Here is a 23,506-nt window from a genome sequence, read left to right on the forward strand (position 1 = left end):
CCGCCTAGGGTGGGCGCATGCTTGCTGCCTATGCTGCCGAGTTCAACGCCGACGACCCGGTGTCCGCGCTCGAGGTTGGGGAGCGGCCGGAGCCCGAGGCGCCGGACGGGTGGGTGACGATCGACGTCAAGGCGTCGGCGCTGAACCACCACGACCTGTGGTCGCTGAAGGGCGTCGGGCTGGCCGAGCAGAGTCTGCCGATGATCCTGGGCTGCGACGCCGCGGGCATCGACCCGGACGGCAACGAGGTCGTGGTGCACGCGGTGATCTCGGACCCGGCGTGGAAGGGTGACGAGACGCTCGACCCGAAGCGGTCGTTGCTGAGCGAGCGGTACCAGGGCACGCTGGCGGAGAAGGTCGTCGTGCCCGCGCGCAACGTCGTACCGAAGCCGGCGGGCTTGAGCTTCGAGCAGGCGGCGTGTCTGCCGACGGCCTGGCTGACGGCGTACCGGATGCTGTTCACGCAGTCGGGGCTGAAGCCGGGGGACACCGTGCTCGTGCAGGGCGCCGGCGGTGGAGTGGCGACCTCGCTGATCACGCTCGCGCGGGCGGCCGGGATCCGGGTCTGGGCCACCAGCCGGGACGACGCCAAGCGGACGAAGGCGCTGGAGATCGGTGCGCACGACGTGTTCGAGTCCGGCGCGCGGCTGCCGGAGCGGGTCGACGCGGTGATGGAGACCGTCGGCCAGGCGACCTGGTCGCACTCGCTGAAGTCGCTCAAGCAGGGCGGCACGCTGGTGATCTCCGGCGCGACCTCCGGCCAGGCGCCGAAGTCGGCCGAGCTGAACCGGATCTTCTTCCTGCAGCTGCGGATCCAGGGCTCGACGATGGGCACGCGGCAGGAGCTGGCCGAGCTGGTGCAGTTCATGGCGAACGCCGGGATCTCGCCGCACATCGACACGACGATGCCGCTGGCCGACGCTCGTACCGGCTTCGCCAAGATGAACGACGGCGACGTCTTCGGCAAGATCGTTTTCACCGTCTAGATGGAACCGGTGATCCGGCGCGCCACGGCCGCCGACGCCGAGGCCGGTGCATGGTGTCACCTGCTGTGCTGGCAGGAGGCGTACGCCGAGTTGCTGGATCCTGAGCGGCTGCGGGAGAAGACGGACTCCGCCGGGATCGGCCGCCGGACCGAGCGGTGGGCCGGTGCGATCGAGGCCGGAGTGGTGCGCTGGCTCGCGATCAACCCGGCGCCGGACGCCCCGATGCAGGACCGACTGATCGGCTTCTCGTCACCAGGGCCTGCCCGCGACGACGATGCTCCGACGCCGCTCGAGCTGTACGCCGTCTACACCCGGCGAGCGTGGTGGGGGACCGGCCTGGGGCAGCGGCTGCTGGACGTCGCGATCGGCCGGGCGGCCGCCAGCCTGTGGGTGCTGGAGGGCAACGAGCGGGCGATGGCCTTCTACCGCCGCAACGGCTTCACCGCGGACGGAGCCCGGGCCGACGAGGAGTTCTTCGGCGTCCCCGAGATCCGGATGGTCCGGCCGGCGCAGTAGACCTTGCGACTTGATACATCTCCTATGTTACATTGAGGATGTATCGATGCCGGGAGGTGCTTCATGCACGACACGGACGACACCGCACGACGCCTGCTCGCCTCGGCGGCGCAGCTGTCCCGGGATCCGGAGACCGAGATCGACTGGGACGCCCCGGTCGGCGACGACTACGGCTTGAGCCCGGAGTGGAGCTCGCTCTACGGCACGCCGTACTGGGACGAGCTGAGCGAGTCGCAGCGCCGCGAGCTGACCCGGCACGAGGCCGCGTCGGTGGCCTCGACCGGGATCTGGTTCGAGCTGATCCTGCAGCAGATGATCCTGCGCGACGTGTACGACGTCAGCCCGGCCACGCCCGAGTTCCAGTGGGCGCTGACCGAGATCGCCGACGAGTGCCGGCACTCGATCATGTTCGCCAAGGCCTCGGGCCGGCTGGTCGACGCGCGCTACCGGCCGGGGCTGCTCGCTCGTGAGCTCGGTCGCGGTTTCAAGACCGTCGCCACCGGCGCCACGGCGTACGCCGCGATCCTGGTCGCGGAGGAGGTGCTCGACGTGATGCAGCGCGACTGGATGCGCGACCGCCGGGTCGCGCCGCTGGTCCGCACGGTCAACCACATCCACGTGGTCGAGGAGTCCCGGCACATGGTGTTCGCGCGCGAGGAGACCCGCGCCCGGCTGGTCGACGCGGGCCGGACGCACCGCTGGACGAGCGCGCTGGTGATCGCGCTGGCCGCGGACATGATCGTCGGCAGCATGGTCAGCCCGGAGGTCTACCGGAACGCGGGCCTCGATGTCGAGAAAGCTGTCCGCCTGGCCCGGCGCAACGAACACCATCGCTCGCTGCTGCGGTCGAGCTGCGCCAACCTGATGGACTTCCTCGGCGAGGTCGGGCTGCTGACTCCGGCGGCCCGGCGGGTCTACCGGCGGACCGGGTTGCTCTGAGATGAGCTACGTGATCAGCGGGGACTGCTGCTCGGACGCGAGCTGCGTCGCGGTCTGCCCGATGAACTGCATCCACCCCTCACCGGGGGAGCCGGGGTTCGGTACGACGGACGGGCTGTTCATCGATCCGCGCACGTGCATCGACTGCGGTGCCTGCGCCGACATCTGCCCGGTGGACGCGGCCAAGCCGGCCGACCGTGCGTCGGCCGTCGACGTGCAGCTGAACACGGCGTACTACGCGGAGCGTCCGGTGCTGGACGGGCTCGACCTGGACAGCTGGGAGCCGCCCAGCTTCAACCGCTGGTCGGACGGGCCGCGGCGGGTCGCGGTGGTCGGAGCGGGGCCGGCCGGGATGTACGCGACGCGGGAGTTGCTGCAGCGGAGCACCGCCGAGGTGACCTTGTTCGACCGGCTCCCGGTCGTCGGCGGTTTGGCGCGCTACGGGGTCGCGCCGGATCACCCGGTCACGAAGCAGATCGTGCGGACCTTCGAGCGGATCGCCGCCCACCCGCGGGTGCGCTGGCGTCCCGGCACCGAGGTGAGCGTCGCCGAGCTCGAGGGCCGGTACGACGCGGTGGTGCACGCGTCCGGCTCGTTCGAGAGTCGCCGGCTGGGGATCCCCGGCGAGGAGACGGCGCTGACCGCAGCCGAGGTGGTTGCCTGGTACAACGACCGTCCGGGGGCCCGCCCGGTCGAGCTGCGCGGTCCGCGGGTCATTGTCGTCGGCAACGGAAACGTCGCGCTGGACCTGGCCCGGCTGATGACCGCGGACGAGCGGCGGCTGATCGGGGTCGGTGTACCGCCGGAGGTGCGCGAGGCCCTGGCCGGTGTCACCGAGGTGGTCCTCCTCGGCCGCCGGGGCCCGGACGCCGCCGCCTACACCGCTTCCGCCTTTCGGGAGGTCGAGCACAGCAAGGACATCGTCTTCCGCCACCACATCACGCCTGCCGCCTGGGATCACCGCGGTCTGACCACGACCGACGGCGAGACGATCGCGGCGGACACCCTGATCACCGCGATCGGCTTCACCGGCCGTCCGATCCCCGGGCTGCCGTTCGACCCGGTCCGCGGCGTGGTGCCGAACGTCGGCGGCGCGGTCGTCGGCCGTCCCGGACACTTCGTCACCGGCTGGATCAAGCGCGGCGCCCGCGGCGGAATCGGCGTCAACAAAGCCTGCGCCCAGGAGACCGTCCGCACGTTGCTGACCGCCGACGTACCCCAGCCGGCGTAACGGCGAATACCGCTCCTGGCCGATGCCCTGCCGGTCAGGCGATTGCCACCATCGGCAGGCATGAAGCCATTCCACTCAGCAGCAGCAACTCTTGTCGCCCTTGTCCTGCTCGGTACGGTTCAGCCGGCCACGGCTGCCACCGGTCCCGTGCGGATCGACACCGGACAGCTCCAGGGCCGGACGACGGCCACCGGCGTCCGCGTCTTCGAAGGCATCCCGTACGCCGCCCCGCCGGTCGGTCCACTCCGCTGGTCGGCACCGCGCCCGGCCGAACCTTGGACCGGCGTCCGCGATGCCACCGTCCCCGGCCCGATATGCCCACAGGCGTCCGGCCCGACGGTGTCCGGCAGTGAGGACTGCCTGACCCTCAACGTCTGGGCACCCGCCCGGGCAACCAACGCCCCGGTCCTGCTGTTCCTGCACGGCGGCGGCTTCACCGGGGGAGCGGGCTCGCGCTACGACCCCTCGGAGTTGGTGGCCCGGGGCAACATCGTGGTCACCGCGAACTACCGCCTGGGCGCCCTCGGCTTCCTGCGCCATCGCTCGATGCGCGACCCCGCGGCGGGCAACTTCGGCCTCGCCGACCAGCAGCAGGCGCTGCGCTGGTTCAAGCGCAACGCTCGCGCGTTCGGAGGCGATCCCCACCGCGTCACGGTCTGGGGCGAGTCCGCCGGAGCCTTCAGCGTCTGCGCGCACCTGGTCTCACCGTCGGCCCGCGGACTCTTCGCGCGGGCGATCGTGCAGAGCGCGCCCTGCCTCAACGACTTCCTCCCGGCCCGCGCAGCCGAACACCGCGCGACGACGACCGCCGCAGCACTCGGCTGTGCCGATCCCCGCACCGCCTTGGCCTGCCTGCGGGCCAAGCCGTTCCAGGAACTCACCGGCCTCGGCCAGAGCGAGGCCCTGGCACGTCGTACGACCGATCGCTCCTGGCTACCCACTGCCGGCACGGCCTTGATCCCGCTGCAGCCGAGGATCGCGCACCGGCTCGGCGCCGCGGCCGACGTACCGGTTCTGCAGGGTGGCACCAAGGACGAGATGCGCTCCTTCGTCGGCGGCCGGTACGACGAGCAAGGCCGGCCCGTGACCGCCGCGCAGTACCCACAGCTCGTCAGCGACCTGTACGGCGACAAGGCCGCGAAGGTGCTCGCCGAGTATCCAGCGGCCGATCATCCGAGCCCGAGCCTCGCCCTCGCCCAGGTCCTGACCGATGAGGGACTCCTGCTCGGCGCCTGCTCGCAACTGACGGCCAACGACGTGATGGCCCGCCGGGCGCGGATCTACACCTACGAGTTCGCCGAGCCGCGGACGCCGGAGCCCGGCACATTCCCGTACGGCGCGCACCACGGCGTCGACGTCCAGTACTTCCTCGGCAGCACGGAGCCGCCCGGTCCGTGGACGCCCCCGCCGCTGACGCCGGCGCAGAAGCAGTTGGCCGGCCGGCTCCTGGACCAGTGGTCGGCCTTCGCCCGGGCCGGTGATCCCGGCTGGGCGCCGTACCGGCGGGACGTCGTCCGCTCGATCAGCGTGGCCTCGACCGGCCCGGTGGATCTGCGCGCCACGCACCGCTGCGACTTCTGGGAATCGGTGTCACGGCACTGATGTGACAGCTCTCCGGCGCGACGTTTCATGCCTGAAACATGGGCGTCGCACCGGGGCAACGACTCGGGCGCAAGCTGATCGTGGCGCGGGAAACCCCCGCGCCTTCGATCCGCCCGATCGAACGAGGAGCAGGAGGGCCCATGAGGCCGACCTTGACGGTGATCGCCGACCCCGCCGACCGCTGGATGACGAAGGCCGCGTGTGTCGGCATGTCGCCGGCCTACGACGAGACCGCGACCCAGTGGGAGCAGCGCAAGGCGCAGGCGGTCTGCCTGACCGCGTGCCCGGTCCTGGAGGACTGCCGCGCGTGGGCCCGGCGGACCAAGTTCACCGGCACGGCCGCGGGGGAGAAGTTCCTCGACGGTCGCCGCCGCGGCCGCCCCGGCCCGTCCGAACGCCGCCGCCCCGCGGTCGCCGTCGAGGAGCAGCAGGCCAGCTGATCGCACACCGAAGGGCCCGCGGATTCCGCGGGCCCTTTGTCGGTTGCCGGCAGGTCAGACGCCGACCAGCTCGTCGCTGCGCTCCGCCACGACCTTCTTCGTCCGCCGGAACGGATCGGTCAGCGTCGGCAGGATCTCGCGGCGGTGGTGCACGAACACCCCGATCGCCAGTACGGCGTACACGGCGCAGAGCGCGTAGCGGCCGGTCTGTCCCGGGATGGCGAACTGGATCGCGAACAGTCCCAGAAGAGTCCACGCAGCCCAGCGCGGGAAGCGCAGAGTCAGCAGGATCGCGATGCCCAGCATGGTCTGGGTCGCGGTCAGCAGGAACTCCTCGACCTGCCGCCCGTCCAGGTGCAGCGCGGCCGATCCACCGCCGATGCCGTACGCGATCGGCAGGCTGCCGATCAGCAGGGTCCACTGGTTCACCTTCGCGGAGATCAGCAGGCCGAGCGCCGCTGCGCCCTTGCCGCGCCAGGCGAACAGCAGCGCCACGATGAACTCCGGCGCCTCGGAAGCCAGCGGCGCCAGCCACTGGACCAGCAGGAACTGGTCGATGCCGAGCGCGTGACCGCCCTGCACCAGCGAGTCGGCGAACGGCTCGGCCGAGGCCAGGATCACACCGGCCGCCAGGGCGAACATGGCAATGACCGTGATCCGGCGCTGTGCCTTCGGCAGGGCGCCGATCCGCGCGGCCGGGCCGACCAGGTCGGGCTCGTCGCCGTGCTCGCTGGCCGCTGCGCGCCACAAGTAGTAGGCGAAGAAGGCCAGCAGCGCGATGCCGAGCAGCAGGTGGATCTGGCCGGTCAGCGGGATGACGAAGGCGACCACACCGGCGATCAGCAGGAAGCCGAGCTCGCGCTTGTAGCCGGAGTCGAGCACCAGCGCCTTGACCGAGCGCCCGCTGCGCTTGCCGGCGACGTACAGGCTGAGCAGGACGACGCTGGACCAGCCGAGGCCGAGCAGGAGGCGGTTGGAGCCGGTCATGTTGGCGGCGGCGTACTGGACGTACTCCGGGTTGCTGCCGGCGGTGTGGGCGAAGTAGAGGTCCACCGCGTACTCCGGCAGGACGGCGATGACGGCGAGCAGGGCGATCGCGAGCCCGCCGGAGATGTCCATCTCGGCGGCCTCGGCGGCCCAGGCGAGCACGAACGACGCGGCGACGACGCCGAGGCCGAACACGACGATGCCGAGCGGGGCGGACAGATGCGTGCCGGTGAGCCGCAGGGCGACCGCGGGGATCGCCACTGCCAGACACAGCAGCACGGGGCGGAGGGCTCTTGCCATGCCTCCAGGCTGCCACCATTTCGATACTTTCGCAATTGCGAAAGTATGAGACCGTGCTCACCTCCGGCCTGCCGCCTCCCCAGGACCCGGTCGACCGGTCACAATGACCGCGAGATGACGACCTTCCCCGAACCGACGAAGGCCCAGCTGGAATCCGCCGCCGGCACCTTCGCGATGCTGTCCGCACCGGTGCGGCTGCATCTGGTCTCGCTGGCGGCCCAGGGCGAGTACGACGTGGGCACGCTGGCCGACCGCGTCGGAGTGAGCATCGCGACGGCCAGCCAGCACCTCGGCAAGCTCCGGCTGGCCGGCATCATCACCGCCCGGCGGGAGGGACGCCGCCACATCTACACCGTCGACGACCCGCACGTGCTCAACCTGGTCGACCAGATCTTCGAGCACATCGCCCCCGACGGTTCGCTGGCGCCGGACCCGCCGCTGCGCCAACGCCCACCCCACGCGGAGTAGCTCCTCGGTGGTCCGCAGGGTGGACCGTGGGGGTGGGCCGGGAATAGGAGGCCGGGGCGGGCGGTTGCCGACATCTGGCGACAGCGACGTCGCGCCCTGCCCGTACGCGATCACAAGGAACTCATGGCGATCTCCGATCCCCCGACGACGCCCGTTGCCACGACGACGCCGGCCACCGACGTGCCGATTCGCCCGATCGGCCGGATCCGGCTGGTGCTGACTCTCGGCTTCATCGTCGCGCTCGGCCCGCTCACCATCGACTTGTACCTGCCGGCGCTGCCATCCATCACCACCGACCTCGCCGCCTCCGAGACAGCGATCCAGTTCACCCTGACCGGCACCTTCGCCGGCCTCGCTCTCGGCCAGCTGCTGGTGGGTCCGCTCTCCGACACCATCGGCCGGCGACGGCCGTTGATCGCCGGAGCGGGGCTGCATGTGCTGGCCTCCGTGCTCTGCGCGGTCTCTCCGAACGTCGAGATGCTGTCGGTCTTCCGGGTCTTGCAGGGGGTCGGTGCCGCTGCGGGGTCCGTGGTCGCGCTGGCGATCGTCCGTGACCTGTACGTCGGACGCGCGGCCGCGACGTTGCTGTCGAGGCTGATGCTCGTCATCGGCGTCGCGCCGGTGTTCGCGCCCACCGTCGGTGGCGCCCTGCTGGTGGCGCTGCCGTGGCAGGGCCTGTTCGTGGTACTGGCCGCGCTCGGTGTCCTGCTGATGGTTCTGGTGGCGCTGACGCTTCCGGAGACCTTGCCGCCTTCCGCCCGCCGCCCGTTCGGGCCGGCGCAGCTCGCTCGCACGGCCGGACAGCTGGTCCGCGATCGGGTCTTCGTCGGACTCACTCTCGTCGCGGGCCTGGCGATGACCGGCGTGTTCGGGTACGTCGCGGGAGCGTCGTTCGTGTTCCAGGAACAGTTCGGCGTGAGCAGCCAGACCTTCGGACTGCTGTTCGGGGTGGGCGGGCTGCTGCTGATCGCGGCGACCCAGCTCAACCCGGTGCTGCTGAAGCGATGGGAGCCTGAGCAGGTGCTCACCGCCGGCGCGGTCCTCGCCGCACTGGCAGGGGTCGCGCTGCTGCTGACCGCGACCCTGAGCCTGGGCGGCCTGGTCGGCATCCTCGTCCCGGTCTGGGCGGCGCTGTTCGCCGCCAGCCTGGCCCTTCCGAACGCGCCGGCGCTGGCGCTGTCACGCCACGGCGAGGCGGCGGGCACCGCGGCGGCCCTGCTGGGTGCTGTCCAGTTCGGTATCGGCGCGGTCGCCGCACCGCTGGTCGGCGCCCTCGGCACTGACGCGGTCGCGATGGCCGTGGTGATGTCCGTCGGTTTGGCCCTGTCCCTGGTCACCCTGCTCGTCGTGGTCAGGCCCTGGCAGCGGGAGTTCCAGCCGGAGGCGGCGGACCAACCGGTCGTGCTCGTTCACTGAGCAGCCGGACGACCTAGACGATGTGCCGCAGGTACTGCTCGGGGTGCCGCAGATAGGCGCGCCAGTTCTGGACGAGTTCCAGGTCCTCCCACGCCGTACGGCGGATGCCCCAGTCGCCGACCTCGAGGATCGTCGCGCCCGGCAGGGCAGCGATGACGGGGGAGTGGGTCGCGCAGAGCACCTGTGACTTGTTGTCGGCGAGCTGCTTCAGGACGCCGACCACCGCGAGACTGGACGAGAACGACAGCGCCGACTCGGGCTCGTCCAGGCAGTAGAAGCCGCGCCGGGTGAACCTGTCGCCGATCAGCGACAGGAAGCTCTCGCCGTAGCTCATCCGGTGGAAGGGGAGGTCGCCGTGGTTGCTCGGGTTGTCCTCCAGGTAGGAGTAGAAGCCGTGCATGGTCTCGGCGCGCAGGAAGAACCCGGCCCGCGCCGCGCCCGCACCCCGGGTCAGCTGGATCTCGTCCGACAGTGGTGACTCGGTGACGCGCGTGCTGAGCCGGGCACCCGTCGACCCGCCCTCGGGCGACATGCCGAACGCGACCGCGACGGCTTCGACCAGCGTCGACTTGCCGGCGCCGTTCTCGCCGACCAGGAACGTGACGCCCGGCCCGAGATCCAGCCCGTCCGTCAGCAGCTGCCGCACAGCGGGAATCGTGTGCGGCCAGACCCCGGACGGCGAAATGCCCTCCGCCGCGGCGACCCGTCGTACGGGATGGTCGGCGAAGGGCATTCGCTCACACTACAAACGAACCGGATCAATCGTCCTCGTCGTCGAGCCGCGCCAGCCAGGTGGCGAACCGCTCGATCGGCGTCTCGAACTCGGGGTTCAGGTCGACGAACTCACGCAGCCGCTCGGCCAGCCAGGCCAGCGAGACGTCTTCCTCGCCTCGCCGGCCCTCGAGCTCCTCGATCCCTCGATCGGTGAAGTACACGTCAGCTGAACGCCTGCTTCAGCAGCGTCTGCTGCTCGGCCTGGTGCGCGCCCATCGAGCCCACCGACGTCGCCGACATGGCCGGCCGGGACACCCGGTAGAACGGCTTGCCGCCCAGGTGCTCGGTCAGGTTCAGCGCCATGAACGGCCACGGGCCCTGGTTGGCCGGCTCGTCCTGCACCCAGCGGATCTCGGTCGCGTTCGGGTACTTGGCCAGCTCCGCCTTGATCTCCTCGGCCGGCAGCGGGTACAGCTGCTCGACCCGGATCACCGCGGTGCTGATCTTGTCGGTCTCGGTCTTCTTCCGCTCCGCGAACAGGTCGTACGCGATCCGGCCGGACGACAGGATGACCCGCTCGACGGTCGCCGCGGTGGCCTCGGCCTCGGCGTCGCCGAGCACCGGCCGGAACGCGCCGCTGGTCAGGTCCTCCGGCTGCGACACCGCTTCCTTGCGCCGCAGCAGCTGCTTCGGCGTGAAGACGATCAGCGGGTTGTGCTCCTCGCCGAGGGTGTGGCGGCGCAGCAGGTGGAAGTACGACGCCGGCGTGGACGGCTGGGCCACCGTCATCGCGTTCTCCGCGCACAGCGCCATGAACCGCTCGATCCGGGCCGAGGAGTGGTCCGGGCCCTGGCCCTCGTAACCGTGCGGCAGCAGCAGCACGACACCCGACTTCTGGCCCCACTTCGCCTCACCGGCCGAGATGTACTCGTCGATGATCGACTGGGCGCCGTTCACGAAGTCACCGAACTGCGCCTCCCACAGGGTCAGCGCCTCCGGCCGGGCCACCGAGTAGCCGTACTCGAAGCCGAGCGCGGCGTACTCGCTGAGCAGCGAGTCGTAGACGTAGAAGTTCGCCTGGTTGTCGTCCAGGTGCTGCAGCGGGACGTAGTCCTGACCGTTGACCCGGTCGATGATCGCGGCGAACCGCTGCACGAACGTGCCGCGGCGGCTGTCCTGACCGGCCAGCCGGACCGGGCGCCCGGCCAGCAGCAGCGAGCCGAAGGCGGTGATCTCCGCGCTGGCCCAGTCCACCGGGCCCTGCGTGATCGCGGCGGCCCGGCGCTGCAGCTGCGGCATCACCTTCGGGTGCGCGGTGAAGCCCTCCGGCAGCGTGGTGTACGCGTCGGCGATCTTCTTCAGCACCTCGGGCGTGGTCGCGGTGGCGTCCGGGCCCTCCGGCTTGTCCGGGTAGACCGGGACGGTCACGTACGGCGCCGGGGTGTCCGGCTGGCTCTTCGCCTCGCGGACCTCGGTGAACACGCGCTCCAGCCGCTGCTGGAAGTCGCGCATCGCCTGCTCGGCCTCCTCGACGGTGATGTCGCCACGGCCGATCAGCGCCTCGGTGTAGAGCTTGCGCACCGACCGCTTCTGCTCGATCAGGTCGTACATCAGCGGCTGGGTGAACGACGGGTCGTCGCCCTCGTTGTGGCCGCGGCGGCGGTAGCAGACCAGGTCGATCACGACGTCCTTGTTGAACGCCTGGCGGTACTCGAAGGCCAGGTCGGCGACCCGGACGCAGGCCTCGGGGTCGTCGCCGTTCACGTGGAAGATCGGCGCCTGGACCATCCGGGCCACGTCGGTGCAGTACATCGACGAGCGCGACGAGGCCGGCGAGGTGGTGAAACCGACCTGGTTGTTGACGATCACGTGGATCGTGCCGCCGGTGCGGTAGCCGCGCAGCTGGGACAGGTTCAGCGTCTCGGCCACGACGCCCTGACCCGCGAAGGCCGCGTCACCGTGCACCAGGACCGGCAGCACCGGGAACGTCGGGCCCTGGTCGAGGATGTCCTGCTTGGCCCGGACGATGCCCTCGAGCACCGGGTCGACGGTCTCCAGGTGCGACGGGTTGGCCGCCACCGACACCTTGATCTTGTCGCCGAACTCGGAGACGAACTCGCCCTCGGCGCCCAGGTGGTACTTGACGTCACCGGAGCCCTGGACCGTGCGCGGGTCGATGTTGCCGTCGAACTCGCGGAAGATCTGGCCGTAGGACTTGCCGACGATGTTGGCCAGCACGTTCAGCCGGCCGCGGTGCGCCATACCGATCACGACCTCGTCCAGGCCGGCGCCGGCGGCCTCCTCGCAGAGCTCGTCGAGCAGCGGGATGGTGGTCTCGCCACCCTCCAGCGAGAACCGCTTCTGGCCGACGTACTTGGTCTGCAGGAAGGTCTCGAACGCCTCGGCCTCGTTCAGCTTGGCCAGGATCCGCAGCTGCTCCTCGCGCGGCGGCTTGGTGTGCGGCCGCTCGATCCGCTCCTGCAGCCACTTGCGCTGCTCGGGGTCCTGGATGTGCATGTACTCGATACCGGTGGTGCGGCAGTACGAGTCGCGCAGGATGCCGAGGATCTCCCGCAGCTTCATGAACTTGCGGTCGGTCGCGGCGCCGAACGATCCGGTGGCGAACTCGCGGTCCAGGTCCCACAGGGTCAGCCCGTGGGTGGCGACGTCGAGGTCGGGGTGGCTGCGCTGCTTGTACTCCAGCGGGTCGGTGTCGGCCATGATGTGACCGCGCACCCGGTAGGCGTGAATCAGCTCCAGGATCCGGGCCTGCTTGCTGATGTCCTCCTCGTGGCTGTGCGGGAGGTCGGCGGCCCAGCGGATCGGCTCGTACGGGATCCGCAGGCTCTGGAAGATCTCGTCGTAGAAGCCCTCGGCGCCGAGCAGCAGCTGGTGCAGGCGGCGCAGGAACTCACCCGACTGCGCGCCCTGGATGATCCGGTGGTCGTAGGTCGAGGTCAGCGTCATCACCTTGCTGACCGCGAGCTTGGCCATCGTCTCTTCGGCCGCACCCTGGTACTCGGTCGGGTACTCCATCGCGCCGACGCCGATGATGCAGCCCTGGCCGCTCATCAGCCGCGGCACCGAGTGCTGGGTGCCGATCGTGCCCGGGTTGGTCAGGCTGATCGTGGTGCCCTGGAAGTCCGGCAGCGCGAGCTTGTTGTCCCGGGCCCGGCGCACGATGTCCTCGTAAGCCATCCAGAACTCGGCGAACGTCATCGTCTCAGTCGCCTTGATCGACGGCACCAGCAGTTGGCGGGTGCCGTCCGGCTTCTGCATGTCGATGGCCAGGCCGAGGTTGATGTGCTCGGGCTGGACCAGCGTCGGCTTGCCGTCGGTCTCGTCGTACGACGCGTTCATCTCCGGCAGCGTCTTGAGCGCCTTGACCAGCGCCCAGCCGACCAGGTGGGTGAACGAGATCTTGCCGCCCCGCGCGCGCTTGAGGTGGTTGTTGATCACGATCCGGTTGTCGATCAGCAGCTTGACCGGCACCTGGCGGACGCTGGTCGCGGTGGGGACCCCGAGGCTGGTCTCCATGTTCTGCGCCGTCCGGGCGGGTGCGCCGCGCAGGATCTTCCGCTCCGCGTCCGTGCTGGTCGCGGGGGCGGGCTTGGGCTGCGCGCTGGGCGGTTGGTTCACCGTTCCTCCGGTCGGGGCGCCGCTCGTGGCGGGCGCGGTCTGCTGCTGAGCTGCTGGTGCCGGCTTGGTTTCGGCGGGCTTGGGCTGGGCGGCCTCGGGCCGGCTCTGCGTCGCCGTCGACACCGTGGCGGCGGTCGTGGCGGGAGCGGGAGCCGTCGCGGCGGCCTGCGCGGCCGGCTCGCTGGAGGCGGGGGCGGTCGCCGCCGTACCGCGGCTCGCGGCCTCCGGCGTCTTGTTGTCCGACACCGCATCGGGACGGGGAGCGTCGGCAGGCTTCACCTGCTGCGCGTCACCCGGACTGTCCCCCTGGAAGCTGCCGTTCTCGAAATAGGCCGACCACGCGGGATCTACCGACTTGGGATCCTGGCGGTACTTCTCGTACATCTCGTCGACCAGCCATTCGTTCGCTCCGAAGGCTGCAAGGGGATTGGTGTCTGATGGCTCGGTGGCCACTTGGCAGTTCGCCTCTTCCGATTTGCGGGTCCGGTACCACTGTGCTGACTACGGGAGTGATGGGGGTGCTCCCGAGCCAAGGCTAATAGCACCGGCAACACATCTACAGCCCGGGACCACCGGACCAGTGTGTCGAGTGGTTCCGCCGCCGCGCGTTGGCCGATCGGCCCCTGGAACACCTGCGTTTCGGGTGTTTCAGCGTTGTTGCCCCCGGCTCGGCTCTTGACAGCCGCCGGACGGGTCCGCTGGACTGCGGGACTCGTTGCAGAGGTGGGGTTCCGGCCCTGTTCGGGGGCCGTTCCGAAGTGCTCGCTACGCCTGAGTGCCCACTGTATGCAGCGGTGCGTTCGCGGGGCGTGATCACCGAGCGTGGTCGAAAGTGTGGCGAAGCTCACGCAAAGGATCAGTCCAGTTCTGCCCGATTGGCTCTCCAGCGGACTCACGAACTCATCACTCGGGTGTCGTCGGGCCGATCTCGCCGCGCCGGGCCGGACCGGCGGCATACTGATCCGATGGCGTTGACGGATGAGGCGATCGTCAAGATCAAGGAGATGATCACCTCCGGCGAGCTGGGGCCGGGCGACCGGCTGCCGAAGGAGGCGGACCTGGCGGCCCGGCTCGGGCTGTCGCGCAACTCGCTGCGCGAAGCGGTGAAGGCGCTGACGCTGGTGAACGTGCTCGACGTCCGGCACGGCGACGGCACGTACGTGACCAGCCTGAGCTCCGCGCATCTGCTCGACGCGCTCAGCTTCATGGTCGACCTGCACCGCGACGACTCGGTCCTGCAGTTCTTCGAGGTACGCCGGCTGCTCGAGCCCGGCGTCGCGGCCCTCGCGGCGGTCCGGATCTCGCCCGAGCAGCTCGCCAACCTCCGGCTGCTGACCAGCGACCTGTCGCCGAAGGCCGACGTCGACGAGCTGGTCAGTAACGACCTGCGCTTCCACCGCGGCATCGCCGAAGCGACCGGCAACGCCGTCGTCTGCTCGCTGCTCGACGGGGTCTCCGGCGCCACCCAGCGCGCCCGGATCTGGCGCGGCGTGACCCAGGCCGGTGCCGTCGAGCGGACGCTGGCCGAGCACACCGCGATCCTCGACGCCCTCGAGCAACGCGACGCCGAGGCCGCTCGCGCCTGGATGACCGCTCACATCGCCGGCGTCGAGTCCTGGCTCCGCAAGGCGCCGTAACCGCCGGCTTGCCCGGCCGCCGTGCTGCTACGGACGGTGCCGGTTATTTCGTTGCCCTGGCTGTCGCGGGCTGGCTAACCTTGACAGTGTCTTGTCGCCGATGTCAGGGGTGCGGGTTGTCGAACTGAGGTCTCTCTTCAGCAGCGGTTGATCGCCACCGGTCGGTGCGCGGTCTCGTTCGAGATCTCGGAGTACACCCTGATGACTGCCTCTTTGACGTGCAACGACCTCTTTTTCGCCTGGCCCGACGGTGACGTCCTGTTCGACGGGCTCTCCTTCGCCGCGGGCCCGGCCCGATCGGGACTGGTCGGCCGCAACGGCACCGGCAAGTCGACGCTGCTCCGGCTGATCGCCGGCCGGCTGACCCCGCAGCGTGGCTCGATCCGGGTCAGCGGCGAGCTCGGCTACCTGCCGCAGGACCTGACCCTCGACACCTCGCTGCGCGTCGACGCGGCGCTCGGCATCGCGGCGGTCCGGCAGGCGATCGCCGCGATCGAGTCGGGCGACGCCTCCGAGCGGAACTTCGCCGTGATCGGCGACGACTGGGACGTCGAGGAGCGGGCCGAGGCGCTGCTCGGCAAGCTCGGGCTCGGCGCGATCGAGCTGGACCGGTCCGTCGGCGAACTGTCCGGCGGCGAGACGATCCTGCTCGGCCTGGCCACCGAACTGCTCCGGCGTCCCGACGTCCTGCTGCTCGACGAACCGACCAACAACCTGGACCTGCGCGCCCGGCGCCAGCTGTACGACGCGGTCGACACGTTCCGGGGCGCGCTGCTGGTCGTCAGCCACGACCGGGAGCTGCTCGACCGGGTCGACCAGATCGGCGAGCTGCGCAAGGGCGATCTCACCTGGTACGGCGGCAACCTGACGGCGTACGAGGAGGCGGTCGCGATCGAGCAGGAGGCGGCCGAGCGGATGATGCGCTCGGCCGAGTCCGACGTCCGGCGGCAGAAGCGTGAGCTGATCGAGGCGCGGACCAAGATCGACCGCCGGCAAGCCGGTGGGCGGCGCGCCTTCGAGTCCGGCAGCATCCCGAAGATGGCCGCCGGCGCGCTGAAGCGCTCGTCCCAGGTCTCGGCGGGCAAGCACCTCGGCATGCACAGCGAACGGCTGGAAGCTGCCCAGGACGCGCTGGCCGAGGCGGAGGAGAAGGTGCACGACGACGACCACATCCGGGTGGATCTTCCGGCCACCGCCATTCCCAACGGCCGGGTCGCGCTGCGCCTGCGGCAGCTGGAACTGCGCACCGGCCTGAGCGCGAACCTGGAGATCCGTGGCCCCGAACGTATCGCTTTGACCGGACCGAACGGCGCCGGCAAGTCGACGTTGCTGCACGCGATCGCCGACCAGTCGTTGCCTTTGGTCCCCTATCGGTTGTTGCCCCAGCGCCTCGATCTTCTCCAGGACGAACTCTCGATCGCCGACAACCTCGCCGAGCTGGCTCCCGGCACGGACAACAACGACCGCAGGGCCCGCCTGGCCCGCTTCCTGTTCCGCGGCCGGGCTGCCGATCAGCCTGTCCGCACTCTGTCCGGCGGCGAACGCTTCCGGGCCACCCTGGCCGCCCTCCTGCTCGCCGAGCCCCCGCCGCAACTGCTGATGCTCGACGAGCCGACCAACAACCTCGACCTGGCCAGCATCGCCCAGCTCCGCGACGCGCTCGCGTCGTACGAGGGGGCGTTGCTGATCGCGAGCCACGACCTGCCGTTCCTGCGGGAGATCGGCATCACTCGGTGGCTGGCGATCGACGACAACGAACTCACCGAGATCGGACCCCGCTGAGATGCGCAGAGCAGGCCGCCTCCGCTGCCTCCCCGCAGCCTTCCCTCCGGCCGTTCAAGCCCCTGAGTCAGTCCGCGCGGATCCCCAGCACACCCGCCGGACCCCGTGGCCCAGAGTTCCGCGCCGAGGCCCGGACCCCCGGTACACCCACCGAGGACCCCGCTGAGGCACTCAGGAACGGGGATCGATCCGGAGGCCGATCCGCTTCAGGCCGACAGCTCGGAAGTCCTGGCCGGGTCAGCGACGCAGCGCAGATTCGCCCGCGCCAGGTCCTCCTCGAAGTCGACCTCGACCGCCGCGTACGCCGAGATGTCCAGCGGGCGGACCCGCAGCCCCCGCTGGGCGATGGCGGTCTCGATGCCGCGTTCGAAGTAGTCGGAGTCGTCGCAGCGGGCCAGGTGGTCGATCAGCGTCGGCTTGTCCCAGGCGGAGACGTAGTTGATGCCGATCGCCTCGCCCAGTCCACCCGTCACGGTCTTGGACAGTTCCTGGATGTAGCCATGACCGTCGACGGTGTACTTGACCTCTTCGTCGGCGACCGACGCGGTGTCCACGCAGACGAAGCTCTGGTCCGCACGGATCGCCGGCGCCAGGTGGTCGAGGATCGCCGGGTCGAAGACGACGTCACCGTTGAGCCACAGCACGCCGCCCGGTCCGGAGGCGCGCAATGCCCGCCAGAGGCTCTTGGAGGTGTTGGTGCTGGCGTAGTGCGGGTTCTGTACGAAGCCGGCTTGCGGTGCGGCGAGCATCAGCTGGCCGGCGTTGTAGCCAACCACCAACGTGACGGCGTGGTCGTCGCCGAAGGAGCTCTGCAGCGCGTCGAGTTGGTGACGCAGGATCGTGCGCCCGTCCCGCAGCACGGTGAGCGGTTTGGGCAGGCTGCGGCCCAAGCGCGTTCCCAGGCCGGCGGCCAGAACGACCACCTGCACCGTGCTTCGGGCGTCGTGCGTGCTGGTCATGCGGGCCTCCTCGTTGCGGATACGGTTCCGGGCTCTCGGACGAGGTCCGGCAGGATGCGGTCGATCACGCGCTCGGTGGAGTGACCGTCCTCCAGGTGGCAGAACGTCTGCCGGAACGCCGCGTAGGCGTCCCGGTGCTCGGCAACGACCTGATCGAGGTCGAGCAGCGCGTCGACGACCTCCGCGCTGGTGCGCAGCAGCGGACCCGGCGCGGACGCTGCGAGGTCGAAGTAGAAGCCGCGCAGGTGGTCGCGGTAGTTCTCCAGGTCGTAGGTGAAGTGCAGGATCGGCCGGCCGGTCACGGCGAAGTCGAACATCGTCGAGGAGTAGTCGGTGACCAGCACGTCGGCGGCGGTGTACAGGTCCCGGACGTCGGGGAAGTCCGAGACGTCCCGCACCGGCGCGCCCTCGGGGAGGACCAGTCGGTCGGCGACCAGGTTGTGCACCCTCAGCAGCAGCACGTGGTTCGGGCCGAGCCGGCGCGCGAAGTCCTCGAGATCGAGCTGCAGCGTGAAGTCCGGCTGCTCCGCGGAGAACACCTGGTCGTCGCGCCAGGTCGGCGCGTAGAGCACCGCGGTCACGTCGTCGGCGATCTCCAACCGGCCGCGGATGTCAGCCCGGACCTCGGCCTTGTGAGGTGAGCTGAGCAGGTCGTTGCGCGGGTAGCCGGTCTCATGGATCTCACCGGACAGGCCGAAGGCGTTGCGTAGCCGCTCGGTGCTCGGGTGGTTCGGCGACAGCAGATGGTCCCAGCGCGCGACGTCCTGGTCGAGATACTCCAGTCGGCCCTCCGGTGCCCACAGCACGTCGTGGTGGATCCGTTTCAGCGGCGTCCCGTGCCAGGTCTGCAGGTACACGGTTTCGGGCCGCTTGTTCCAGTCGAGCGGTACGTGGTCGTTCGAGATCAGCACGTCGGCCGCCTCCAGCGCCTCGACGCACTCGCTGGTTCCGAACGGGACGGTCCGTACGCCGGCCGGAAAGCCGTGCCGATGCGTCGGCGCGGCGAGCCAGAGATGCTCATGGCCGGGCGCCCGGACGGACAGCTCCTCGAACAGGGCTCGCGGGTTGTCGCAGAACCTGCCGCTGAACGCGGTGTAGACGATCTTCATCGGGCGGACACCTCTGTCGGCCGGGCGGCGAGAGCGGGAAGCAGCAGGGCGGCGAGTTCGTCCCACGACGACACCACCCGCAGGACACCGGCGTCGTACAGCGCCTCGGCGCGTTGTCGTCGTTCGTTCCGCGGGACGAAGACGACGTTGCCGATCGTCGGGCAGCCGGCGGCGATCGCGGACTGGGCTCCGGGGACGGAATCCTCGACGGCCAGACCGGCGGCCGGGGGGATGCCCAGCCGGTCGCAGGCGTGCAGGTAGATCGCGGGATCGGGCTTGCTGGTGGGGACGGCGAGTGAGTCCTCGGCCGAGAAGACCAGCTCGGTTCGGATCAGCTCGTTCAGGCCGGTGGCGGCCAGGCAGGCATGCAGTCTGACCAGCGCGCTGGAGCTGACCGCGGCCAGTACCAGGTGCTCGCCCAGCGCGGTCAGCGCGTCGACGACGGCTCGGTCCGGGACGAGAGTTCGCTGCAGATGGGCAGTCACCACCCGCTTCTCCTCCTCCACCCAGGCGTCGAGATCGGTGATCTCGTCGATGCCGTGCCGGGCAGCGAGGGCACGTGCGGTCCTGCGGAACGTCATGCCAGTCGTGGTCCGGCGCAGCTCCTCGGCGGTCGGCACGTCGTACACGCCGAGGCTGGTGAGCAACTGGCTGGTCACCGTCGCGGACGCTGCGAAGGCAGGTTCCTCCGACGGGAAAAGGTTGCCGTCGGCATCACAGAGCAAGGCTTGGAGCGTGTCCGTCACGGCTGTCGGGAGGGTGTCCGGCTGGGGGAGGGAGTGTTCGGTCAAAGGTAGGTCCTCATCGTCGGAGCCAGGCCTCGGTGGTCGAGGCTGCAGGTCATGGATTCGATCGTGCGGACGTCGTCGTCGTGGTGAACGGCCAGATCGGCGAAGACGTCGGTCAAGGTCAGGACGGCGGCCGGCCCGTCGGCAGCCAGCCTCCTGAGCTCGGCCAGCCGGACGTCCTCGACCTCGATCGGCTCGTTGCGCAGGCCCACGCCGCGCAGATACCGCAGCCAGGCCGCCACCGCGAGCAGCAGCAGGTCGCGGCGTTGCCCGGCGGCCTGGGCGGCGCGCAGGGAAGGCAGCAGGTAGGCGGGCATCTTGGTGGAGCCGCGCCGGCACAGCCGCGCCAGACCGTCCCCGACGGCGGGGTTGGTGAAGCGCTCCAGCAGCGTCCGGCGGTACTCGGACAGGTCCATGCCAGGCACGTCCTGCGGCAGCAGCGGCGCGATCTCGTCGGCGAGCAGCTTCCCGACGTATGCCGCGATGACGGGGTCCCCCATCGCCTCGTCCGTCCGCCGGTAACCGGCCAGCGACCCGAGGTAGCCCAGCGCGCAGTGAGCGCCGTTCAGCATCCTGGTCTTGATCAGCTTGTACGGCGTCACGTCGTCGACGTACCGGACGCCGACCCGATCCAGCGGCGGACGGTCGGGGCCGAAGCGGTCCTCGATCACCCACTGGCTGAACGGCTCGGTGATCACCGGCCAGCCGTCGTCCACCTGGAACTCCTGCTCGATCCACCGCCGATCGCCGGCACTGGTCACCGGCGTGATCCGGTCGACCATGCTCTCCGGGAAGGCCACCGACCGTTCGATCCAGGCGGCCAGCTTCGGACTCCGGTCGCGGGCCGCGGCGAGGACCGCGCAACGCGCCGCAGCGCCGTTGTCCGGAAGGTTGTCGCAGGACAGCACGGTGAACGGGGCGATCCCGCGCTGCCGCCGTTGCTCCAGCGCTGCAGTGATCACAGCGAAGACGGACGGGCGGCCGGCCGTGCCGTCGGCCGCGTACCCGTCACCGGTGATCGTCAGGGTGACCAGGCGAATCCCCGGATCGACGAGACGCGCCAGGACGGCGGCGCGATCTTCGGCGAGCAGCAGGTACTCGACCAGCACACCGACCACGCGTGCGGTGCTCGCGGTCGACCCGCGCTGGACGACCGTGAACAGGTTGTCCTGACCACTGAGCACCTGGCCCATCCGGGGGCTGCTGATCCCCACGCCGATCACGCCCCAGTCGTCGACCCCGAGGTTCGCGAGTTCGTCGAAGTAGGTCAGCTGGTGGGCACGGTGGAAACCGCCGACGCCGAAGTGCACGACCGCGGGCGCCAGCGCCGTACGGTCGTAGGCCGGGACGTCGAGCCGGTGCGCGGAGCTGCTCAGCAGCGACGAGGTCAGCGGACTGAGGGTGGACGCGGTCAGGGGAAGGGCCATGGGTTCCTTGGCTGCCGGAGGTGGCCGAACCCTGCTTCCCAACGTCCGGACGGATCAAGTACCCCAGAACCCACCGCTGCAAACAGGGGTTTCGGACCGGATGCGGTGCGCGACGTTCAGGGGCGGGGATTGATCCGGCGCCACCGCGGACCCAGGTCCGACGCGCGCTTACCCGCGACGGCAGCACAACGCGGGCACTGCCGCCGGACCTCGTCCGCCGCGCCGCCGGTCTCCGCGAACGTGTCCTCCCAGGCCACGTTCGCGAACCGGCGAAGCCGCGCCCGATGCAGCGGCAGCCCGCACACGGTCTGGTTCAGCCCCTGCTCCCAGGCATGCACCTCACCACCGGGCAGACGAGCCCCGTCCTCGTCGATCCACTCACTCGACGCCGCCACGGCGTACCGTCTGCGCGCTGCCATCCGCCGCCTCCCTCCGCAAACCCTGCGAGCCTGCGGTACCCGGTTCGACGGCTTGCTATCCGGCTAGCGCCCTGCCGTTGTGGGCGAAGAGAATCCACTCCAGCCGCTTGGCGTCCACGTCGTGTCCGCGGTCCTGCAACTGCCCCGCCCACTCGTGCATCGCCTGCACGTACGCCCGGTACCGCCGGCTCCGCCGACGACCGCCGGCCAGCTCGATGGTGCTCCGGTTCAGTGTCTTGTTGAGGGTCGCGAACACGCGGTCGTCGAGGATCAGCGGCTGCCACTTACGGTCCCGTGACCAACCGGCGAAGGCGAACCACTTGGTGAAGAACGACCTGCCGACGCCGGACAGCGACCAGGCGCCGTACGCGGCCTCCAGCGCGCCGTCGTCGACGGAGACCGCGTCCCGCAGGGTCTGTGCCGACGACTCGAGCATGGCGTGCGCGGCGACCGGGTCGGCGAGCGCGCGCTGGGTGTTCCTCATCGGCCGGCCCGACGTGCCGCCACCCCACGCCATCACCAGCACGAAGGCGGACAGGACTTCCTCCTGGTCGCTCAACCGCACATCCGCGACGACTTTCAAGTCATCGCGGGTCACGGCAGGCTGGAGCCGACTGGTGTAACTCGGATGGTCGGGCCACTTGCGTGCCCACGTGGTCGGGTGGATCTCCACCGGCTTCTGCTTGCAGTCGGCGTACTCCGTCACCAGTTGCTCGAGGTCGGGTGGCAGCCGCAGATCGGGGGTTCGCATGCGGCTGGAACCTACTGGTCGAGGCCCGCGCTGGGAACGGCTCGGCCGCCTTTAGACCCGGCGGCTCGAGCGTGGGCCGTCGAGGCCCCAGGAGACGAGCTTGGTCGGGGTGATGGTGATGATCTCGTGGGAGAAGTACGGCAGCGGGGGTTCGTGGTCGGTCAGTGCCGCCGCCGTGCCGCGGATCTCGAGACCTCGGGCCACCCATGGCTCGATCGAGGCGAGGTCGTCGACCACCAACGACACCGTGCTGCCGCGCTGGACGTTGCGGAACTTCTTCGACGCCCCGAGTGCGTGCCCGCCGATCGTCACGGTCCCGGCGGTGGCGTCGACGAAGAAGCCCACCGGATTGTTCTCTACCTGGCCGGCCGGTGAGACAGTCGCGAGACGCCCGATCCGCTGGCCGGCGAGGTAGTCGAGTTCTGCCTGGGTGAAGACCATGCCGACAGTCTGCAACCCTGCCCCTGGGGGCAAGCCAAATCCGTCAGCCGGTGAGCCTCAGTCCGGCCGGTCCGTCCGGGCGAACACCCGGTCCAGGCCGGCCAGCGACTTCTCGGCGTACGGCGTCCGGTCGGTCTGCAGGCCGTAGTGCAGGTCCTCGAGCAGTGAGCAGCGGGCGTAGAACCAGGCGCGGTCGCGCAGGTCGTCGCCGCCGGGGCACCGGGCGAGCGCCGCGTCCAGCGCCGCCGGGCCCAGGTCGCGAAGGATCAGTCCGAAGTCGCGCGCCGGATCGCAGGCGGCGGCGTCGGACCAGTCGATGACGCCGGTGAGCTTGCCGGTGCCGGGAGCAACGAGGACGTGCTCGATGCCGAGGTCGTTGTGCGAGAACACCAGCCGGCCGGCCGGTTCCGGCAGGGGAGCGGCGAGAAAGGACTCCACGCTCCGCCGCTGGTCGGTCTTCAACGTCCCGGCGAGGTCCGCGTACTGCTCGGACGCCTCCTCGCGCCACTCGGTCAACGGTGCGTCGTCGACCTCGACCAAATCGGTTCGTCGCTCGAGACCAGACGCGTGCAGGGCGGCGAGCAAGTCGCCGAGTTCGGCGCCCACGGCAACGGCGTACGGCGCGCGCTCGGCGAGCGGGACGTCGATCAGCGGAGTCCCCGGCACCTTCCGGTACGCCAGGCAGTTGTGCTCGGCGAGCACGAAGACCGGCTCGGGAACCGGTAGCGGGCTCACCCGACCGACCTCCGTCAGCAGCGCGGCCTCCCGCAGCACCGTGCCCGGCTCCTGCGCGATCCGCACGACCAGCTCGCCGTTGACCTCGTACGCGACGTTGTCCAGCCCCGCGCCGAGCCGTTCGGCACTGCGCACGGCGAAGCCCGGCAAGCCGATGCCGACCAACTGTTCGATGTCCACGAAACCGACCGTAGCGGGTGCGGAACTGGACCCTTCCGTT

The 23,506-nt window shown here is 70.2% G+C and carries 22 protein-coding genes; 10 read left to right on the forward strand and 12 right to left on the reverse strand.

Annotated features, from left to right (window positions below; genetic code table 11):
* The first annotated feature begins 17 nt into the window (after window positions 1–17).
* The 6 genes from BWI15_RS19030 to BWI15_RS19055 all read left to right on the forward strand — a co-directional run bounded on the left by BWI15_RS19030 (window position 18) and on the right by BWI15_RS19055 (window position 5,714).
* A complete protein-coding gene (locus BWI15_RS19030) occupies window positions 18–986 on the forward strand; it encodes a zinc-binding dehydrogenase (protein WP_077015716.1) in 969 nt (322 codons plus the stop codon).
* Window positions 987–1,502: a GNAT family N-acetyltransferase gene (locus BWI15_RS40150; RefSeq protein ID WP_077015717.1), complete on the forward strand. Its 516-nt coding sequence runs from the start codon at window positions 987–989 to the stop codon at window positions 1,500–1,502. It abuts the gene before it with no gap.
* A 63-nt stretch (window positions 1,503–1,565) separates the two neighbouring features.
* Complete coding sequence (locus tag BWI15_RS19040) at window positions 1,566–2,441, forward strand: AurF N-oxygenase family protein (RefSeq protein ID WP_077015718.1); 876 nt, start codon at window positions 1,566–1,568, stop codon at window positions 2,439–2,441.
* A 1-nt stretch (window position 2,442) separates the two neighbouring features.
* Complete coding sequence (locus BWI15_RS19045; RefSeq protein WP_077015719.1) at window positions 2,443–3,672, forward strand: FAD-dependent oxidoreductase; 1,230 nt, start codon at window positions 2,443–2,445, stop codon at window positions 3,670–3,672.
* Window positions 3,673–3,732: 60 nt separating this feature from the next.
* Entirely contained in the window at window positions 3,733–5,274 is a 1,542-nt protein-coding gene (locus tag BWI15_RS19050; protein WP_077015720.1) for a carboxylesterase/lipase family protein, read from the forward strand.
* Between the two features lie 140 nt (window positions 5,275–5,414).
* Complete coding sequence (locus tag BWI15_RS19055; RefSeq protein WP_077015721.1) at window positions 5,415–5,714, forward strand: WhiB family transcriptional regulator; 300 nt, start codon at window positions 5,415–5,417, stop codon at window positions 5,712–5,714.
* Between the two features lie 54 nt (window positions 5,715–5,768).
* Here the strand turns inward: BWI15_RS19055 and BWI15_RS19060 are convergent, their stop codons facing one another.
* Window positions 5,769–7,001 carry a sodium:proton exchanger gene (locus tag BWI15_RS19060; RefSeq protein WP_077015722.1) on the reverse strand — a complete coding sequence of 411 codons (1,233 nt, stop codon included), beginning with the start codon at window positions 6,999–7,001 and terminating at the stop codon, window positions 5,769–5,771.
* Between the two features lie 114 nt (window positions 7,002–7,115).
* Here BWI15_RS19060 and BWI15_RS19065 point away from each other — a divergent pair, with 114 nt between their 5' ends.
* Both BWI15_RS19065 and BWI15_RS19070 read left to right on the forward strand, forming a co-directional pair.
* Window positions 7,116–7,469 (forward strand): ArsR/SmtB family transcription factor, encoded by a 354-nt coding sequence (locus tag BWI15_RS19065; RefSeq protein ID WP_077015723.1) that lies wholly within the window; start codon window positions 7,116–7,118, stop codon window positions 7,467–7,469.
* A gap of 123 nt (window positions 7,470–7,592) precedes the next feature.
* The gene (locus tag BWI15_RS19070; protein ID WP_083750862.1) at window positions 7,593–8,885 is read left to right on the forward strand and encodes a multidrug effflux MFS transporter; all 1,293 of its coding nucleotides are present in this window, start codon (window positions 7,593–7,595) and stop codon (window positions 8,883–8,885) included.
* Between the two features lie 13 nt (window positions 8,886–8,898).
* Here the strand turns inward: BWI15_RS19070 and BWI15_RS19075 are convergent, their stop codons facing one another.
* Genes BWI15_RS19075 through BWI15_RS19080 form a run of 3 tightly spaced genes read right to left on the reverse strand, consistent with a single transcriptional unit; the run spans window position 8,899 to window position 13,691 of the window.
* Complete coding sequence (locus BWI15_RS19075) at window positions 8,899–9,618, reverse strand: AAA family ATPase (RefSeq protein ID WP_077015724.1); 720 nt, start codon at window positions 9,616–9,618, stop codon at window positions 8,899–8,901.
* 25 nt (window positions 9,619–9,643) lie between these two features.
* Window positions 9,644–9,820 carry a DUF6104 family protein gene (locus BWI15_RS39455; RefSeq protein WP_168197341.1) on the reverse strand — a complete coding sequence of 59 codons (177 nt, stop codon included), beginning with the start codon at window positions 9,818–9,820 and terminating at the stop codon, window positions 9,644–9,646.
* Between the two features lies 1 nt (window position 9,821).
* Window positions 9,822–13,691: a multifunctional oxoglutarate decarboxylase/oxoglutarate dehydrogenase thiamine pyrophosphate-binding subunit/dihydrolipoyllysine-residue succinyltransferase subunit gene (locus tag BWI15_RS19080; RefSeq protein ID WP_077015725.1), complete on the reverse strand. Its 3,870-nt coding sequence runs from the start codon at window positions 13,689–13,691 to the stop codon at window positions 9,822–9,824.
* A gap of 512 nt (window positions 13,692–14,203) precedes the next feature.
* On the opposite strand from BWI15_RS19080, the gene BWI15_RS19085 reads away from it, so the two are divergent.
* Together BWI15_RS19085 and BWI15_RS19090 are read left to right on the forward strand one after the other, a co-directional pair.
* On the forward strand, window positions 14,204–14,875 hold the full coding sequence (locus tag BWI15_RS19085; RefSeq protein ID WP_077015726.1) for a FadR/GntR family transcriptional regulator: 672 nt from the start codon (window positions 14,204–14,206) through the stop codon (window positions 14,873–14,875).
* Between the two features lie 201 nt (window positions 14,876–15,076).
* Complete coding sequence (locus BWI15_RS19090; RefSeq protein ID WP_077016090.1) at window positions 15,077–16,657, forward strand: ABC-F family ATP-binding cassette domain-containing protein; 1,581 nt, start codon at window positions 15,077–15,079, stop codon at window positions 16,655–16,657.
* Window positions 16,658–16,863: 206 nt separating this feature from the next.
* On the opposite strand, the gene BWI15_RS19095 is transcribed toward BWI15_RS19090, so the two are convergent.
* The 8 genes from BWI15_RS19095 to BWI15_RS19130 form a co-directional block, all read right to left on the reverse strand.
* On the reverse strand, window positions 16,864–17,616 hold the full coding sequence (locus tag BWI15_RS19095) for a phosphocholine cytidylyltransferase family protein (RefSeq protein WP_077015727.1): 753 nt from the start codon (window positions 17,614–17,616) through the stop codon (window positions 16,864–16,866).
* Window positions 17,613–18,725, reverse strand: a complete 1,113-nt coding sequence (locus BWI15_RS19100) for a CDP-glycerol glycerophosphotransferase family protein (RefSeq protein ID WP_077015728.1) — start codon at window positions 18,723–18,725, stop codon at window positions 17,613–17,615. The genes BWI15_RS19095 and BWI15_RS19100 overlap by 4 nt, the downstream gene beginning before the upstream one ends.
* Window positions 18,722–19,384: an HAD family hydrolase gene (locus BWI15_RS19105; RefSeq protein ID WP_237771354.1), complete on the reverse strand. Its 663-nt coding sequence runs from the start codon at window positions 19,382–19,384 to the stop codon at window positions 18,722–18,724. The genes BWI15_RS19100 and BWI15_RS19105 overlap by 4 nt, the downstream gene beginning before the upstream one ends.
* Window positions 19,385–19,512: 128 nt before the next feature.
* A complete protein-coding gene (locus BWI15_RS19110) occupies window positions 19,513–20,940 on the reverse strand; it encodes a mannitol dehydrogenase family protein (protein ID WP_077015729.1) in 1,428 nt (475 codons plus the stop codon).
* A gap of 116 nt (window positions 20,941–21,056) precedes the next feature.
* Entirely contained in the window at window positions 21,057–21,359 is a 303-nt protein-coding gene (locus tag BWI15_RS19115) for a hypothetical protein (RefSeq protein WP_077015730.1), read from the reverse strand.
* A 55-nt stretch (window positions 21,360–21,414) separates the two neighbouring features.
* Window positions 21,415–22,110 (reverse strand): 8-oxoguanine DNA glycosylase OGG fold protein, encoded by a 696-nt coding sequence (locus tag BWI15_RS19120; protein ID WP_077015731.1) that lies wholly within the window; start codon window positions 22,108–22,110, stop codon window positions 21,415–21,417.
* A 51-nt stretch (window positions 22,111–22,161) separates the two neighbouring features.
* A complete protein-coding gene (locus BWI15_RS19125) occupies window positions 22,162–22,551 on the reverse strand; it encodes a PPOX class F420-dependent oxidoreductase (RefSeq protein ID WP_077015732.1) in 390 nt (129 codons plus the stop codon).
* A gap of 57 nt (window positions 22,552–22,608) precedes the next feature.
* Window positions 22,609–23,466: a phosphotransferase family protein gene (locus BWI15_RS19130; RefSeq protein WP_077015733.1), complete on the reverse strand. Its 858-nt coding sequence runs from the start codon at window positions 23,464–23,466 to the stop codon at window positions 22,609–22,611.
* Between the last annotated feature and the right edge of the window lie 40 nt (window positions 23,467–23,506).

Origin of the sequence: Kribbella sp. ALI-6-A (genome assembly GCF_001984195.1) — a bacterium.
Lineage (GTDB): Bacteria > Actinomycetota > Actinomycetes > Propionibacteriales > Kribbellaceae > Kribbella.

Coding starts and splice junctions, on each gene's coding strand:
- BWI15_RS19100 (WP_077015728.1), bottom strand. CDS start 18,725: ATGAAGATCGTCTACACCGCGTTCAGCGGCAGGTTCTGCGACAACCCG.
- BWI15_RS19060 (WP_077015722.1), bottom strand. CDS start 7,001: ATGGCAAGAGCCCTCCGCCCCGTGCTGCTGTGTCTGGCAGTGGCGATC.
- BWI15_RS40150 (WP_077015717.1), top strand. CDS start 987: ATGGAACCGGTGATCCGGCGCGCCACGGCCGCCGACGCCGAGGCCGGT.
- BWI15_RS19090 (WP_077016090.1), top strand. CDS start 15,077: ATGACTGCCTCTTTGACGTGCAACGACCTCTTTTTCGCCTGGCCCGAC.
- BWI15_RS19095 (WP_077015727.1), bottom strand. CDS start 17,616: ATGACCAGCACGCACGACGCCCGAAGCACGGTGCAGGTGGTCGTTCTG.
- BWI15_RS19050 (WP_077015720.1), top strand. CDS start 3,733: ATGAAGCCATTCCACTCAGCAGCAGCAACTCTTGTCGCCCTTGTCCTG.
- BWI15_RS19115 (WP_077015730.1), bottom strand. CDS start 21,359: ATGGCAGCGCGCAGACGGTACGCCGTGGCGGCGTCGAGTGAGTGGATC.
- BWI15_RS19110 (WP_077015729.1), bottom strand. CDS start 20,940: ATGGCCCTTCCCCTGACCGCGTCCACCCTCAGTCCGCTGACCTCGTCG.
- BWI15_RS19055 (WP_077015721.1), top strand. CDS start 5,415: ATGAGGCCGACCTTGACGGTGATCGCCGACCCCGCCGACCGCTGGATG.
- BWI15_RS19075 (WP_077015724.1), bottom strand. CDS start 9,618: ATGCCCTTCGCCGACCATCCCGTACGACGGGTCGCCGCGGCGGAGGGC.
- BWI15_RS19040 (WP_077015718.1), top strand. CDS start 1,566: ATGCACGACACGGACGACACCGCACGACGCCTGCTCGCCTCGGCGGCG.
- BWI15_RS19125 (WP_077015732.1), bottom strand. CDS start 22,551: ATGGTCTTCACCCAGGCAGAACTCGACTACCTCGCCGGCCAGCGGATC.
- BWI15_RS19070 (WP_083750862.1), top strand. CDS start 7,593: ATGGCGATCTCCGATCCCCCGACGACGCCCGTTGCCACGACGACGCCG.
- BWI15_RS19065 (WP_077015723.1), top strand. CDS start 7,116: ATGACGACCTTCCCCGAACCGACGAAGGCCCAGCTGGAATCCGCCGCC.
- BWI15_RS19085 (WP_077015726.1), top strand. CDS start 14,204: ATGGCGTTGACGGATGAGGCGATCGTCAAGATCAAGGAGATGATCACC.
- BWI15_RS19030 (WP_077015716.1), top strand. CDS start 18: ATGCTTGCTGCCTATGCTGCCGAGTTCAACGCCGACGACCCGGTGTCC.
- BWI15_RS19120 (WP_077015731.1), bottom strand. CDS start 22,110: ATGCGAACCCCCGATCTGCGGCTGCCACCCGACCTCGAGCAACTGGTG.
- BWI15_RS19045 (WP_077015719.1), top strand. CDS start 2,443: ATGAGCTACGTGATCAGCGGGGACTGCTGCTCGGACGCGAGCTGCGTC.